12 protein-coding genes are annotated in these 14,483 nt (G+C 71.6%); 10 read left to right on the top strand and 2 right to left on the bottom strand.

What is annotated here, in order from left to right:
• Positions 1 to 84: 84 nt before the first annotated feature.
• Genes ACIBK9_RS17715 through ACIBK9_RS17690 form a run of 6 tightly spaced genes read left to right on the top strand, consistent with a single transcriptional unit; the run spans position 85 to position 8,422 of the window.
• A complete protein-coding gene (locus tag ACIBK9_RS17715; protein ID WP_397159240.1) occupies positions 85 to 1,065 on the top strand; it encodes an ABC transporter permease in 981 nt (326 codons plus the stop codon).
• The gene (locus tag ACIBK9_RS17710; protein ID WP_357985905.1) at positions 1,052 to 1,939 is read left to right on the top strand and encodes a carbohydrate ABC transporter permease; all 888 of its coding nucleotides are present in this window, start codon (positions 1,052 to 1,054) and stop codon (positions 1,937 to 1,939) included. The genes ACIBK9_RS17715 and ACIBK9_RS17710 overlap by 14 nt, the downstream gene beginning before the upstream one ends.
• A 27-nt stretch (positions 1,940 to 1,966) precedes the next feature.
• Positions 1,967 to 3,634, top strand: coding sequence for an extracellular solute-binding protein (locus ACIBK9_RS17705; protein ID WP_397159238.1), 1,668 nt, complete (start codon positions 1,967 to 1,969; stop codon positions 3,632 to 3,634).
• 2 nt (positions 3,635 to 3,636) lie between these two features.
• A complete protein-coding gene (locus tag ACIBK9_RS17700; RefSeq protein WP_387667216.1) occupies positions 3,637 to 5,007 on the top strand; it encodes a M1 family metallopeptidase in 1,371 nt (456 codons plus the stop codon).
• Entirely contained in the window at positions 5,004 to 7,211 is a 2,208-nt protein-coding gene (locus ACIBK9_RS17695; RefSeq protein ID WP_397159235.1) for a right-handed parallel beta-helix repeat-containing protein, read from the top strand. The genes ACIBK9_RS17700 and ACIBK9_RS17695 overlap by 4 nt, the downstream gene beginning before the upstream one ends.
• The gene (locus ACIBK9_RS17690) at positions 7,208 to 8,422 is read left to right on the top strand and encodes an alpha-L-fucosidase (protein WP_397159233.1); all 1,215 of its coding nucleotides are present in this window, start codon (positions 7,208 to 7,210) and stop codon (positions 8,420 to 8,422) included. Before ACIBK9_RS17695 ends, ACIBK9_RS17690 begins: the two co-directional genes overlap by 4 nt.
• Positions 8,423 to 8,497: 75 nt before the next feature.
• On the opposite strand, the gene ACIBK9_RS17685 is transcribed toward ACIBK9_RS17690, so the two are convergent.
• Both ACIBK9_RS17685 and ACIBK9_RS17680 read right to left on the bottom strand, forming a co-directional pair.
• Positions 8,498 to 9,868 carry a hypothetical protein gene (locus ACIBK9_RS17685; protein WP_397159231.1) on the bottom strand — a complete coding sequence of 457 codons (1,371 nt, stop codon included), beginning with the start codon at positions 9,866 to 9,868 and terminating at the stop codon, positions 8,498 to 8,500.
• 28 nt (positions 9,869 to 9,896) lie between these two features.
• Positions 9,897 to 10,523: a TetR/AcrR family transcriptional regulator gene (locus ACIBK9_RS17680; RefSeq protein WP_397159229.1), complete on the bottom strand. Its 627-nt coding sequence runs from the start codon at positions 10,521 to 10,523 to the stop codon at positions 9,897 to 9,899.
• Between the two features lie 205 nt (positions 10,524 to 10,728).
• Between ACIBK9_RS17680 and ACIBK9_RS17675 the strand changes: the two genes are divergently transcribed.
• The 4 genes from ACIBK9_RS17675 to ACIBK9_RS17660 are packed head-to-tail and all read left to right on the top strand — an operon-like array spanning position 10,729 to position 14,448.
• Positions 10,729 to 11,508, top strand: a complete 780-nt coding sequence (locus ACIBK9_RS17675) for an ABC transporter permease (RefSeq protein ID WP_397159227.1) — start codon at positions 10,729 to 10,731, stop codon at positions 11,506 to 11,508.
• A gap of 21 nt (positions 11,509 to 11,529) precedes the next feature.
• Complete coding sequence (locus ACIBK9_RS17670) at positions 11,530 to 12,564, top strand: glycine betaine ABC transporter substrate-binding protein (protein WP_397159225.1); 1,035 nt, start codon at positions 11,530 to 11,532, stop codon at positions 12,562 to 12,564.
• Positions 12,548 to 13,363, top strand: a complete 816-nt coding sequence (locus ACIBK9_RS17665; protein ID WP_397159223.1) for an ABC transporter ATP-binding protein — start codon at positions 12,548 to 12,550, stop codon at positions 13,361 to 13,363. Before ACIBK9_RS17670 ends, ACIBK9_RS17665 begins: the two co-directional genes overlap by 17 nt.
• The gene (locus ACIBK9_RS17660) at positions 13,363 to 14,448 is read left to right on the top strand and encodes an LLM class flavin-dependent oxidoreductase (RefSeq protein ID WP_397159222.1); all 1,086 of its coding nucleotides are present in this window, start codon (positions 13,363 to 13,365) and stop codon (positions 14,446 to 14,448) included. Before ACIBK9_RS17665 ends, ACIBK9_RS17660 begins: the two co-directional genes overlap by 1 nt.
• Positions 14,449 to 14,483 lie beyond the last annotated feature (35 nt).

Below are 14,483 nucleotides of genomic sequence, written 5' to 3'. Positions count from 1 at the left end.
AAGAACGGCACGACTTCCGGCCAGGGGCTTGACGAAGCATGAAAGCGCTTACTAGCTTCCTCGCCAACTGGAAGGACCCAGCGCATGACCGCTACCCTCGACGCCCCCCGTGCCGGGACAGCGTCGTCGTCCGGCGAGAGGCCGCGCAGGCTCTCGCTGTGGCGGCGCCTCCGGCGCGACCGGGTGATGCTCCTGCTGACGCTGCCCGGGCTGATCTATTTCCTGGTCTTCCACTACGGGCCGCTGTTCGGCTACGTGGTCGCGTTCAAGGACTATCAGCCCTACATCGGCTTCATCGACAGCGCCTGGGTGGGGCTGCGGAACTTCGCCACCGTCTTCGGCGACCCCGGCGTCTGGAACGCCCTCGGCAACACCCTCAAGATCGCCCTCACCCAGCTCGTGCTCTTCTTCCCCGCACCGATCGCCCTCGCACTGCTGCTCAACAGCGTGGTCAGCGACAGGGTGCGCAGGTTCGTGCAGAGCGTGGTCTACCTGCCGCACTTCATCGGCTGGGTGATCATCGTCTCGGTGTTCCAGCAGATCCTCGGCGGCGCGGGCGCGCTGCCGAACTTCCTGCAGAGCGCCGGCCTGCCGCGCTACGACATGATGACCGACCCCGACGTCTTCCCGCTGCTGGTGACGTTGCAGGTGATCTGGAAGGACGCCGGCTGGGCGACGATCATCTTCCTCGCCGCCCTGCTCGCCATCAACCAGGACCTGTACGAGGCCGCCGCCATGGACGGCGCGGGCCGCTGGCGCCGCCTGTGGCACGTCACGCTCCCCGGCATCACGCCGATCATCGTCCTGCTGCTGATCCTCAACCTCGGCAGCATCCTGTCCGTCGGCTTCGAGCAGATCCTGCTCCAGCGCGACAACGTCGGCCCCGAGGCGGGCGAGGTGCTGGACACGTTCGTCTACTTCAACGGCGTCAAGGACGGCCAGTGGGGGCCCGCGGCCGCGGTCGGCCTGGTCAAGACCATCGTCGGCACCGCGATGGTGCTCGGCGCGAACAAGGTGGCCCACCTGTTCGGCCACGAGGGGGTGTACCGCGGTGGCGACAAGTAGCCGGCCGGCCTGGATGGAGCGGCCCTCCACGCCCGGCCTGATCCTCAAGGGCGCGATCCTCACCGCGGTCGTCCTGCTGGTGGCCTACCCCTTCGTCGGTGTCATCGGCACCAGCCTGTCGGCCGAGTCCGACATCGCGCGGGCGGGCGGGTTCGTGCTGGTCCCGTCCGCGCCGAGCCTGGCGGCGTACTCGACGATCCTCAGCGGCGGGGTGGTGACGCGGGCGCTGCTGGTCAGCGTGCTGGTGACGGCCGTCGGCACGCTCGCCAGCATGCTCGCCACCATCGGCATGGCGTACGGGCTGAGCCGCCGCGAGGTGACCGGCTCGCGCTGGATCCTGATGGTCGCCCTGCTGACCATGCTCTTCAACCCGGGCCTGATCGCCAACTTCCTGCTGGTCAAGCAGGTCGGCCTGATCGACTCGTTCGGCGCGCTGATCCTGCCGAGCCTGGTGAGCGCGTTCAACCTGGTCGTGCTGCGCTCGTTCTTCATGGGGCTGCCGCGCGAGCTGCTGGAGAGCGCCCGCATCGACGGCGCGGGCGACTTCGGCATCCTCGTCAGGATCGTGCTGCCGCTGTCGAAGGCGGTGCTCGCGGTGATCTCGCTGTTCTACGCCGTCGGCTACTGGAACGCCTTCTTCAACGCCCTGCTCTACCTCGACGACTCCGACAAGTTCCCGCTCCCGCTGATCCTGCGCACGTTCGTCCTGCAGGGCCGTTCGATGGAGACCGTGACGGCCGCCGAGGCGCCGGCGCCCGTGCAGGCGGTCCAGATGGCCGTGCTCGTGGTGGCGATCGTGCCCATCCTGCTCGTCTACCCCTTCCTGCAGCGCTACTTCACCAAGGGCGTGCTCACCGGCGCCGTCAAAGGCTGACCCCCCAACCCCCCCAAGGAAGATCCCATGAGAGAAAGCGTCTCGCGCCGAGGTTTCCTCCGGCTCGGCGCCGCCACGGCGGCGGGTGTCGTCGCGTCCTCCGCCCTCGCGGCCTGCGGTGGCGGGTCCGCCGCGCCCGCCGCCAAGGCGCAGGGGCTGACCATCAAGCTGCCGACGTACACGCCGCCGGCCGGCACGCTCACCCCCGACCTGCCCGGCAGCCCCACGGGCGTGCCCGAGGGCTACTTCACCTATCCGGACAAGCTGTTCAGGGCCGTCGCCAAGCCGCCGATGTCGGGCGGGACCGTGAAGATCGCGGTGCAGACGTTCCTGCCGCCGCCGCCCGGCCGCGCGGAGAACCCGGCGTGGCAGGAGGTGGAGAAGCGGCTCGGCGGGACGGCCGACGTGCAGGCGGTCTCGTCCGACGACTGGCCGACGAAGTTCAACACGATGGTCGCGGGCGGCACGTTGCCCGACATGTTCACCTACATCCAGTCGCAGGGGGTGAACAACCTGCCCGCGTTCGCGGCCAGCCAGTGCACCGACCTGACGGCGCTGCTCGGCGGGGACGCGGTCAAGGAGTACCCGAACCTGGCGGCGATCCCGCAGGTGTTCTGGAAGCAGGGCATCGTCGGCGGCAAGCTGTACGGCATCCCCATCCCGCGCAACATGGTCGGCGGGCTCGGCTTCTACCGAGCCGACATGTTCGCGAAGGCGGGCGTCACCGACCTGGCGCAGATCTCCGACATGGACCGCCTGTTCGAGCTGCTCAAGGAGGTGACCAGGCCCAAGGACAACCAGTGGGGCGTGCTCACCATGGTCGGCGGCGTGTACGGCCTGTCGATCTTCTCGCAGCTGTTCGGCGCCCCCAACGGCTGGCGGCTGGAGAACGGCAGGCTCGTCCACGCCATCGAGACCGAGGAGTACAAGGCGGCCGTCGAGTACGTCCGCAAGCTCCGCGAGGCGGGCGTCGTCTACCCCGGCTCGGAGGGCTTCGACGGCCTCAAGCGCAAGAACGAGTTCAACTCCGGCCACGCCGCGATGGTCTACGACGGCCTGCCCGCCTACCTCGGGCCCACCGGCTACCTGCAGACGTCCAAGAAGATCGACCCGACGGCCGATCCGCGGCCGCTCACGCCGGTCGGCCCGAAGGCCAAGGCGTTCCTCAACAACATCGTCGTCTCGATCACCATGCTGAAGAAGAGCGACGAGCAGCGGGCCAAGGAGCTGCTGCGGGTGGCCGACTTCTTCGCCTCGCCGTTCGGCAGCGAGGAGTACACGCTGTTCAACTACGGCCTGGAGGGCACCGACCACACGCGCGACGCCAAGGGCGCGCCGGTGCTGACCGAGCAGGGCGGGCGGGACACCGCCGTGCCGTGGAAGTTCGTCGCCGCGCCGACGCAGGCGCTGTTCGACTCCTCCTCGAAGGAGGCCGTGAAGATCATGCACGACGCGATCGGCAAGATGATCGCCGTGGGCGTGGAGGACCCGACGGTCGGGTTGTACTCCCCCGCCAACGAGAACAAGTACGAGTCGCTGTACACCATGCGCACCGACCGCGTGACCTCCATCGTGGCCGGGCGGGCGCCGCTGAGTGACCTGGACAAGCTGGTCAAGGACTGGCGGGCGCAGGGCGGCGACCAGGCACGCGCCGAGTTCGAGGAAGCACTCAAGCAGTCACCGAAGGCGGGCTGACCATGAAGCGGACCGTCATCGCCCTCGTCGCGGCCGCGCTGCTCGGCACCGCCGCCGCCGTACCCCCGTCGCCTGGCTCGCCCGGGGTCGGCGACCCGCTCTTCCCGACGCTCGGCAACGGCGGCTACGACGTGCGCCACTACGACGTCTCCTTCGACTTCACCCCGGTCACCTACGACTTCTCCGGCGTCGTACGGTTCACCGCGAAGGCCACCCAGGCCCTGTCGTCCTTCAACCTCGACACCGACGGGCACGTGATCGACGCCGTCACCGTCGACGGCGAGCCCGCCACCTGGGCGCTCTCCCCCGGGCAGAGCGGTCAGGAGCTGACCGTCACGCCCGCCGAGCCGCTGCGCGAGCACGTCCCGTTCGAGGCCGAGGTGCGCTTCCACGGCAACGGCAAGGCGCCGCGCGCGGGCCTGACCGGCTGGCGCTTCGGCCCCGACGGCGGGTTCGCCGCCGCCGCGCAGTCCAGCAGGGCCGACACGTTCTTCCCCGTCAACGACCACCCGTCGGACAAGGCCACCTGGACCTTCCGCGTCACCGCCCCCGAGGGGTACGTCGCCACCGCCAACGGCGAGCTGACCGGCCGCGACGGCGGCACGTGGACGTTCGAGGAGCGCGAGCCGATGGCCTCGGAGCTGATCGGCCTCGCCGTGGTCAAGGGCACGTACGTCTACGGCACCGGCCCGCACGCGCTCCCGCTGCGGCACGTCGTCCCGCAGGGCCAGGAGGCCAGGTACGCGCCGATCGCCGCCGAGACCGGCGCCCAGATCGCCTGGGCGGAGGCCAGGTTCGGCCGGTTCCCGTTCTCCACGTACGGGGTGCACATCTACCCGGGGTACAGCGACGCGCTGGAGAACCAGACGCTGTCGCTGTTCGGCACCGGGTGGTTCGACCGGCCCACGTACTCCAACACGATGGTGCACGAGCTCGTCCACCAGTGGTTCGGCGACTCGGTGACCCCCGCCACCTGGCAGGACGCCTGGCTGAACGAGGGCCCGGCCGTCTACTACGCGGCCGTGTGGGCGCAGGAGCACGGCGGCCAGCCGCTGGCCGACAAGATGCGCGGCGTGTACGCCAAGCTCGACGAGGTCCGCGCCAAGGACGGCCCGCCCGGCAGGCCGAAGGGCCTCGGCGGCTACAACATCTACGACGGCGGCGCCCTCGTCCTGTACGCCCTGCGCACCGAGGTCGGCGAGGAGACGTTCGACCGGATCATGCGCCGGTGGGTGCAGCGCAACAAGGACGGCAACGCCTCCACCGAGGACTTCATCACCCACGCCGCCGCCACCGCCCACCGTCCCGCCCTGGACGGATTCCTGCGCGCCTGGCTCTTCGGCACCCAGAACCCCCCGCTGGAGGGAATGTGAACGCCGCGATCGCCCTCGCCCTGACCCTCTCCCTGACCCCCGCGACGCCCCCCGCGACCGGCCCGGCCCCGAAGGTCTTCCACGTCGCCCCGGACGGCCGGTCCGCGGCCTGCAACCAGGTCAACCCGTGCTCCCTGGAGACCGCGCGGGACAAGGTCCGCGAGGCCCTGGCCGGCGGCATGGACCGCGACGTCGAGGTCCGCCTGGCGGGCGGCGTCTACCGGATGGCCGCGCCGCTCGTCCTGGACCGGCGCGACTCCGGCCCCGACGGGCACACGGTGACCTGGACCGCCGCCCCCGGCGCTCGTCCGGTGCTGTCCGGCGGCGTGCCGATCACCGGCTGGCGGCAGGAGGGACGCCTCCAGGTCGCGCCCGTTCCCGAGGGCCTCTCGCCCCGGCAGCTGTTCGTCGGCGGCGTACGCGCGGTCCGGGCACGCGGCGGGTCGTGCCCGGCCGCGACCTGCGACGCGACGAAGACGGGCATGACCGGCGCGGTGAAGAGCGGGGTCGCGGGCTGGGCCGACCCGGCGAACGCCGAGGCGGTCATCAAGGTCAGGTGGCGGAACTACCGCTGCGGGATCGACCGCGTGGACGGCGACGTGATCACCTTCGTCCAGCCGTGCTGGACGAACTCCGCGAGCGGCACCGGCCGCACCGGGCCCGCGTGGGACTCGACGACGGTCGACTCCTCCCGGTACTCCAAGGTGTCCTTCTTCGAGAACGCCGCCGAGCTGCTCGACGAGCCGGGCGAGTTCGTCTTCGACCGGACCGCCCGTACCGTCTCCTACCTGCCCCGGCCGGACGAGCGACTGGACGACGTGATCGCGCCCGCCACCGAGACATTGCTGCGCCTGGAGGGCGCGAGCCGGGTCAGGATCGCCGGGCTGGGCTTCGAGCACGCCGCCTACCGGCAGCCGGACACCGCCGAGGGGTACGCGGGCACGCAGGGCGGCCTCACCCTGACCGGCGCGACCGGCCCCGAGGACCACGCCGGCCGCTTCTACACCAAGCCGGCCGCGGCCGTCGTCGTGCGCGGCGGCCGGGACGTGACCGTCGACGGCGCCGCGTTCGCGCGCCTCGGCGGCGCCGGCGTGATCCTGGAGGGCGGCACCAAGGACTCGGCGGTCACCGGCTCGACGTTCACGGACCTGTCGTCGGGCGCGGTCTACGTCGGCGACACCGACCCCAATCCCCCGGCCGAGCTGCGCGGCGAGCGCAACACGGTGGCCCGCAACACCATCACCTGGACCGGCCGCGAGTTCACCGACGCGGTGGGCGTCTGGGCGGGCTACGAGTCCGGGCTGCGCGTGGACCACAACACGCTGGAGAAGCTGCCGTACTCGGGCGTGTCGGTCGGGTGGGGCTGGAACCAGCCGGTGGCCCAGAACCCGGACATGCGCGACAACCGGATCACCGGCAACAGGATCGTGGACGCCATGATGGTCGCCGAGGACCAGCACGACGGCGGCGCGATCTACACCCAGGGCCCGCAGCCCGGCACGGTGATCTCCGGCAACTACCTCAACCGGTCGGCGTACGGCAACACCGAGCGCGACGGCAACGGCGTCTACCTCGACGAGCAGAGCTCCCACATCACGGTCGAAGGCAACGTGATCACCCGCGTCGGCTACAAGTGGATCTCCAACTGGGCCGGGTACGGCATCGACAACCTCGCGACCGGCAACTGGACCGACACCACCGCGCCGGAGCTGTCCGGCCGCGGCTCGCGGCAGGTGGACAACCACACCGCCCTGGAACGGCTGCCCGACGCGGCGCTCGCCGTCGCCGCGGCGGCGGGCGCGAGCCCCGGCCCGGCCGAGCAGCTGGAACCCGACCTGGCCAGGACGGGCAGCGCCACCCAGTCCGCCACCGAGGGCGCCGCGGCGGCCGCCGACGCCCTCGACGGCTCCACGGTGACCGACAGCAGGACGACGTCCGCGCCCGGCTCCTGGTGGCAGGTCGACCTGGGCGGCCCGCACCGGATCGGCACGGTGGAGATCTGGAACGACGCCTCCATGACCACGGCCGACGCCGAGCTGCTGGTCTCGGCCACGCCCGACTTCGCGCAGGCCACGCGGGTGCCGCTGCCGGGCCGGGCGCTGCGCCCGTCCGTGGTCGCGGTGGACGCCGAGGGCCGGTACGTGCGGATCCAGCGGACCGGCACCGGCAGGATCGGCCTGTCGGCCGTCATGGTGCACCCATGAGCTGGTTCACGCAGGCCCGGTTCGGCCTGTTCATCCACTGGGGCATCTACGCGGCGGCCGCCCGCCACGAGTGGGTGCAGTCGTACGAGAAGATGGACGACGAGCGCTACCGCCGCTACTTCGACCACTTCGACCCCGACCTCTACGACCCGGCCGCCTGGGCCGACGAGGCCGTCAACGCCGGGATGAAGTACCTGGTCGTGACGAGCAAGCACCACGACGGCTTCTGCCTGTGGGACTCCGCGCTGACCGATTTCAAGGCCCGACGCGACCTGCTCGCCCCCATGCTCGACGCCTTCAGGGAGCGGGGCCTGCGTACCGGCCTGTACTACTCCCTGCTCGACTGGCACCACCCCGACTTCCCCAACGACCTCTACCACCCCCGCCGGGAGGAGGACCTCGGCGAACGCGACGTCGCCAAGTACGCCGACTACCTGCACGGCCAGGTGCGCGAGCTGCTCACCCGCTACGGCCGCATCGACACCATGTGGTTCGACTTCTCCTACGCCGGGCGCGGGTTCGGCGCCAAGGGCCCCGACGAGTGGCGTTCGGCCGAGCTGGAGCGGATGGTCCGCGAGCTGCAGCCGGGCATCCTCGTCAACAACCGGCTCGGGCTCGGCGGCGGCGACTTCACCACGCCCGAGCAGGTCATGCCGCCCGGCGGCGTGCCCGGCCACCGGCCGTGGGAGGCGTGCCAGACGCTCAACGGCAGCTGGGGACACCACCGCGACAACCAGGACTGGAAGCCGGTCGAGCTGCTGGTGAAGATGCTGGTCGACACCGTGTCCAAGGGCGGCAACATGCTGCTGAACGTCGGCCCGAACGCCCGGGGCGAGTTCGAGCCGCGCGCCCTGGAACGGCTGCGCGGGATCGGCGCGTGGATGCGCCTGCACGCCCGGTCCATCCACGGGGCGGGGCCCGCGGAGTTCGAGGCCCCGCCCGACTGCCGCTACACCCGACGCGGCGACCGGCTCTACCTGCACCTGCTGTCGTGGCCGATGCAGCACGTGCACCTGCCCGGCCTCGGCGGCCGGGTGGCCTATGCCCAGTTCCTGCACGACGCCTCGGAGGTGCCGTTCGTCGAGATCGACCCGAAGGAGCCGTTCCACCACTACTTGCGCGGCCTGCCGGAGGACACCCTGACCCTGCGGCTGCCGATCACCCGCCCCGATGTGACGATCCCGGTCGTCGAGCTGTTCCTGAGGCCCTAGTGCCGCGTTCCTCAGGGTGTAGGTGAACCGTCGCCGGCGGCTGTCCGGGCGTTGCGGCGGAGAGTCCGGCGCCCGTCAGGGCTGCGGCAGCGGGATGATCTTGCGGTACTTCCCTCCGGCCGACTGCTCCGGCGGCTCCTCCGCGCGCTCGATCGTCACGTGACCGGCCTTGTGCTCGGCGAGCAGATGGACGGCCCGGTCGCGGGCGGCCTGCCAGACGCGGTCCGCGTCGGCGCCGCCGACGGCCCGCAGGCGTACCCGCAGGACGGTGGGCGCGGTCTGGACGAGCTGGAACTGTTCCATGCCGGGAACGGCCAGCGCGGTGCTGAAGGACATGGGCGAGATGCCGACGCGCTCGCCGGACCCGGTGGGAAAGGTGAGCAGATCGGCCGCACGCCCCTGCACCTGGACGGCCGGCAGCGGATTGCCGCACGGGCAGGGGTCAGGACGCATCAGGACGCTGTCGCCGAGGTCGTAGCGCAGGATCGGCTGGACCCGGTTGGCGAGGTTGCTGATCAGGACGGTGTGTGAAAGCCGCCCGGGCGGCACCGGCCGGTGGTCGGCGTCGACCGGCTCCAGGACGACCCAGTCACTGTTGACGTGGTACCAGCCCTCCCGGCAGCCGGCGGTGAGGAAGCCGCACTCGCCACAGGCGTAGGCGGCGCGGACCTTCGCCCCGAACGCGGCGGCCAGGCGTTCCCGGGTCTGCGGGCTCAGCGTCTCGCCGCCGGGGATGACGAGCGCCGGGCGGATGCGCAACCGGCCGGCCTCCTGTTCCCCTGCCAGCAGCGTGAGCAGCCCGACGAAACCGGCGACGCTGGCCGGATCGAACCGGTTGAGCTCGTCGACCATCTTCTCCATCGACTGGTCGGTCGGGATGACCCGCATCAACCGGCCCAGCCACGGCCGTTCCAGGGCCGCCCGTGCCGGCCCGGCGAGGGTGGCGAAGTGACCCCCGGGCGCCGTGACGATGGCGGTGCGGCCGGCGCGGGCGAGCGTGCGCAGGACGTCGCGGGCCGACAGCCCGGCGCCGGTGCGCAACCCGGTGGCGGTGTGCACGGCCAGGCACCGATCGTCCTGCACGAACAGGCCGCGCTGCCCGCTGGTGCCGGTGGTCGTGGTGACCAGGTAACGGCCCAGGAACCGATGGCCCACCACGTCGGGATCGGCCACGAACTCCTCGACTCGCTCCCGGGTCACCTCATGGTCGGTGACCCAGTCGTCGAAGCGGGCCATCAGTGTCTTCTTGTCGGTGACCGGGAGCAGCTGCGGGTCGTCGGCCCCTTCCGGCAGGTCATGGTAGAGCTCGCGGTAGAAGGGCGAGTGGGCGCGGGCATGGGCCACCAGCTCGGCCAGGCGACCCCGCCGCCGCCGCGTGATCGCCTCCGGACCTTCCCGTACGGCGCGCCGCATGTCGCGGGCGAGCCGCCGGACGCTTTCCTCCATGATCGTCGCTCCTTTTTGCGGTGATGCGTCAAGGGTTCGGGGTGGACGGCGGCACCGAGCGCAGACCACGCATGGCGATCTCGACGCCGTGCCGGGCGGCCTCCCACAACTCCTCCTGGGACCGGCCGAGCTGGACGCTGGCCAGGCCCGCCTGCTGGACGGCGCCCATCAGGGCCCCGATCATCGCGGCCGCGGTGATCGGGTCGAGGCCGGGGAAAGCCTTCAGCAGCTCTCCGACGACGCGCTGCTGAAGGTCGAGCAGCAGGTAGAGCCCCTTGGCCTGGAGCGCCGGCGTGGTCAGGGCCAGCCGGGTCACGCCGGACAGCTCCGCGGCCTCCTTGGCGGGGATCTTGGGCCGGCGGTGGGCGGCGTACCGCTCGACCGCCCTGGCCAGCACCTCGCCGGGGCCCTCCTCGGGGCGGCGGTCCGCGATGGCGCCGACCAGCACGTCGAAGTCCCGCTCCATGTCGACGAAGAGCACTTCGTCCTTGGTGCGGAAGTAGTTGAAGAACGTCTTGGGATCGACGTCCGCCGCCGCGGCGATCTGCGTCACGGTGGTCTGCTCATAGCCCTGTTCCTCGAACAGGGCCATGGCCGCCGACACGATGCGCTGCCGGGTCTCCCGCTTCTTCCGCTCCCGCCGCGTTTCCTGCATGCGGGCGAATATACTCCTACTAGAATTTTCCAGCAACTGGAAGTTTATCCGGGCATGCCTGACCCAGAGCCGCCAAGCCGGTCTCGCGGCGCGCAGCACAACACCCGAAGGGGCCGGCGCGCCGTCCTTCTTGCGTGCGCCCGAGGGATCGTCTACCTTAATTCCCACTAAACCAGTCGCTTATTGTGGAATAGAGGCGGAGACGGTGACCCGTGGGGTCGGGCTGCGGGTGGCGGGGGTGGTCCTGCTGGCCGCGATCTGGTGGGCGGTCGCGGCCTCCCACCTGTGGCCCGAGGTGTTCGTCCCCAGCCCGGGGTCGGTGTGGGACCAGCTCTTCCTGACCTCCTCCGTGCACGACGGCCGGCGCGGCTACGGCGGCTACCTGCTGTCGGAGCATCTGCTGGCCAGCCTGCGCCGCATCCTGCTCGGCAGTCTGTACGGCATCGCCGGCGGGATCGCGCTGGGCCTGGTCGTCGGCCTGGTGCCCACCGTGCGTGCCCTGCTCAACCCGCTCATCACGTTCGTGCGGACGCTGCCGCCGCTGGCCTACTTCAGCCTGCTGATCATCTGGCTGGGCATCGACGAGCCGCCCAAGGTCTCGTTGTTGTTCGTGGCCGCGCTGCCGCCCGTCGCCGTGGCCACCGCCGACGCGGTACGCGGGGTGCACGAGGACTACCTGTACGCGGCCAGGTCGCTGGGGGCCGGGCGGTGGCAGCTTCCGTACCGGATCGTGCTGCCCTCGGCGCTACCCGAGGTGATCACCGGCGTCCGGGTCGCGGTCGGGGTGGCCTACACCACGGTCGTGGCCGCCGAGACCGTCAACGGAGTGCCGGGCATCGGCGGGATGATCCGCGACGCCCAGCGTTACAACCAGACCGACGTCGTCGTGCTGGGGCTGCTCGTCATCGGCGCGTCCGGCCTGCTCATCGACACCCTCCTCCAACTCACCGAGCGCCTGCTCGTGCCCTGGCGCGGCAAGGCCTGACCCCCTGCGAAGGCATCAGCCATGAAACATCGCCTCATCCCCGCGCTGGCGCTCGCACTGTGCCTGGCGGCCTGCTCCACCGGCACCGGAGCCGCCACCGGCGCCGCCCCCGCCGCCGACGGCAGCCCCAAGGAGCTGCGCATCGGCTACCAGCTCATCCCGAACGGCGACCTCATCGTCAAGGACCAGCGCTGGCTGGAGAGCGCGCTGCCGAACACGAAGATCAGCTGGATCAAGTTCGACTCGGGCGGCGACGTGAACACCGCGATGGTCGCGGGCAGCATCGACATCGGCCTGGCCGGCAGCAGCCCGGTCACCCGCGGCCTGTCCGCGCCGCTGAACATCCCGTACCAGGTGCCGTGGATCTTCGACGTCATCGGCGAGAACGAGGCGCTCGTGGCCCGCCAGGCGGGCTCGGTGGCCGAGCTGAAGGGCCGGAAGATCGCGACGCCGTTCTCCTCGACCTCGCACTACAGCCTGCTGGCCGCGCTCCAGGAGGCCGGGCTGGGCGAGTCGGACGTCACCGTCGTCGACCTGGAGCCGCCGGACATCCAGGCCGCCTGGACGCGCGGCGACATCGACGCCGCCTACGTCTGGACGCCCGTGCTCGGCGAGCTGCGCAAGAGCGGCAAGGTGCTGGTCACCAGCAAGGAGCTGGCCGCCAAGGGCAAGCTGACGGCCGACCTGGCCGTCGTCCGCACCCAGTTCGCCACCTCCTACCCCCAGGCGCTGCGCACCTGGCTCACGCAGCAGGACCGGGCGGTCAAGCTCGTACGCACCGACAAGCGGGCCGCGGCGGCGGCCGTCGGACGCCAGCTCAACCTGAGCCCCGACGAGGCCGCCGGGCAGATCGACGAGCTGATCCTGCTGGACGCCAAGGAGCAGGCCGGCTCCGCCTACCTGGGCACCCCGGACAAGCCGGGCGCACTGGCCGAGAACCTGCGCAGCGCCGCCGAGTTCCTCAAGGCCCAGAACAAGCTGCCCGAGGTGCCCGCCCTGGAGGTCTTCCAGAAGGGCCTGGACACCAAGGACCTGCGCGATGCCTTCACCAGCTGACACGCTCACCGCGGCGGCGGTGCGGCTGGAGGGGGTCTCGCTCACCTACCGGCCGCGCTCCCGCTGGTCGAAGGCGGAGCCTGTGGAGGCACTGCGCGGGATCGGGGCCGACGTCGGCGCGGGCGAGTTCGTGACGATCGTCGGGCCCTCGGGCTGTGGGAAGAGCACGCTGCTCAGGCTCGTCGCCGGGTTCGCCGCGCCCACCTCCGGGACGGTCACCGTGGGTGGCGAGCCCGTGGCGGGGCCGGGGCCCGACCGGGGCGTGGTGTTCCAGCAGCCGCGGCTGTTCCCCTGGCTGAACGTACGGCGTAACGTCGAGTTCGGGCTGCGCATGACAGGGGTGCCGAAGCGGGTCAGGACGGCCAGGGCCGACGAACTGCTCGCGCTCGTGGGGCTGGGCGAGGTGGCGGGGCGGCGTCCGTACGAGTTGTCCGGCGGCATGCAGCAGCGCGCCGCCATCGCCCGGGCGCTCGCGCCCGACCCCGCGATCCTGCTGATGGACGAGCCGTTCGCCGCGCTCGACGCGCTCACCAGGGAGCGGCTCCAGGAAGAGCTGCGACGGCTGTGGCAGGCCACGGGCAAGACCGTCCTGTTCGTCACGCACAGCGTCGACGAGGCCGTCTACCTGGGCACCCGCCTGCTGGTGATGAGCCGCGGGCCGGGCACGATCGTGCTCGACCAGCCCTCGGAGCTGCCGCGCGCGGCCGATCCGCGCACCCATCCCGACTTCCCGTCCGTACGCGAGACCGTGGCCGCAGCCGTCCGGCGGGCCGCTTCGTCCGACCCCGAGGTTTCCTGATGCGTTTCCACTGGTTCCTGCCCACGACCGGTGACGGTCACGACGTACGCTCGGCCATCACCACCACCGACGCCTACCGCCCTTCCGCCCGCCCGGCCACCGTCGCGTACCTGACGCAGGTGGCCAGGGCGGCCGAGCAGGCGGGGTTCGAGGCCGCGCTCGCCCCCGTCGGCGCGGGCTGCCCCGACCCATGGATCGTGTGCGCGGCCCTGGCCCAGCACACCGAGCGGCTGCGGCTGCTGGTCGCCTTCCGCACCGGGTACGCGCTGCCCACCCTGCTCGCCCAGCAGGCCCAGTCCTTCCAGGAGATCTCCGGCGGCCGGCTGCTGCTGAACGTCGTGACCGGGGGCGACCCCGTCGAGCAGCGCGCGTACGGAGACTTCCTCGACCACGACGCCCGCTACGCCAGGACCGGCGAGTTCCTGCACGTGCTCCGCCGCGCCTGGGACGGCGCGCCGTTCGACCACCACGGCGAGCACTACCGGGTCGAGAGCGGCGGCCTGCCCGCGCCGCTCGACCCGAGGCCGCCGCTCTACTTCGGCGGCGCGTCACCGGCCGCCGAGCAGGTCGCCGCCCGCCACGCCGACGTCGTGCTCATGTGGGGCGAGCCGCCGCAGGCGGTCGCCGAGCGGGTGGCCAGGTTGCGCACGCTCAGCACCGCGCACGGCCGCACCCTCGGGTACGGCCTGCGCGTGCACGTCATCGCCCGCGACACGAACGAAGCCGCCTGGGCCGAGGCCGATCGGCTGCTCACGGGCATGGACCCGGGCCGCATCGCCGAGGCCCAACGCCGCTTCGCCCGCTACGACTCCGTCGGCCAGCGCCGCATGGTGGACCTGCACGCCGGCGGCACCCGTGAGCTGGAGATCCACCCGGGGCTGTGGGCCGGGGTCGGGCTGGTGCGCGAGGGCGCCGGCACCGCCCTGGTCGGCTCGTACGACGAGGTCGCGGCGCTGTTCCACGAATACGCGGAGGCAGGGGTGGAGGAGTTCGTGCTGTCCGGGTGGCCGCATCTGGAGGAGGCGTACCGGGTCGGCGAGCACGTCCTGCCGCGCGTGCCGCGGACGGCGGCCCTTCCGGCCTGAGCCCCATGGGAGGCTGGTCAGTCGCCGCGGCGCTC

Source organism: Nonomuraea sp. NPDC050227, assembly GCF_044459705.1.
Lineage (GTDB): Bacteria > Actinomycetota > Actinomycetes > Streptosporangiales > Streptosporangiaceae > Nonomuraea.
Note: the sequence above shows the minus strand (reverse complement) of the source record. Positions and strands in the feature narration are given on the sequence as shown.

Bases quoted from the DNA above. Each gene is read 5' to 3' on its own strand.
- ACIBK9_RS17660 (WP_397159222.1), top strand. From the start codon at position 13,363: ATGCGTTTCCACTGGTTCCTGCCCACGACCGGTGACGGTCACGACGTA.
- ACIBK9_RS17690 (WP_397159233.1), top strand. From the start codon at position 7,208: ATGAGCTGGTTCACGCAGGCCCGGTTCGGCCTGTTCATCCACTGGGGC.
- ACIBK9_RS17665 (WP_397159223.1), top strand. From the start codon at position 12,548: ATGCCTTCACCAGCTGACACGCTCACCGCGGCGGCGGTGCGGCTGGAG.
- ACIBK9_RS17680 (WP_397159229.1), bottom strand. From the start codon at position 10,523: ATGCAGGAAACGCGGCGGGAGCGGAAGAAGCGGGAGACCCGGCAGCGC.
- ACIBK9_RS17700 (WP_387667216.1), top strand. From the start codon at position 3,637: ATGAAGCGGACCGTCATCGCCCTCGTCGCGGCCGCGCTGCTCGGCACC.
- ACIBK9_RS17705 (WP_397159238.1), top strand. From the start codon at position 1,967: ATGAGAGAAAGCGTCTCGCGCCGAGGTTTCCTCCGGCTCGGCGCCGCC.
- ACIBK9_RS17715 (WP_397159240.1), top strand. From the start codon at position 85: ATGACCGCTACCCTCGACGCCCCCCGTGCCGGGACAGCGTCGTCGTCC.
- ACIBK9_RS17685 (WP_397159231.1), bottom strand. From the start codon at position 9,868: ATGGAGGAAAGCGTCCGGCGGCTCGCCCGCGACATGCGGCGCGCCGTA.
- ACIBK9_RS17670 (WP_397159225.1), top strand. From the start codon at position 11,530: ATGAAACATCGCCTCATCCCCGCGCTGGCGCTCGCACTGTGCCTGGCG.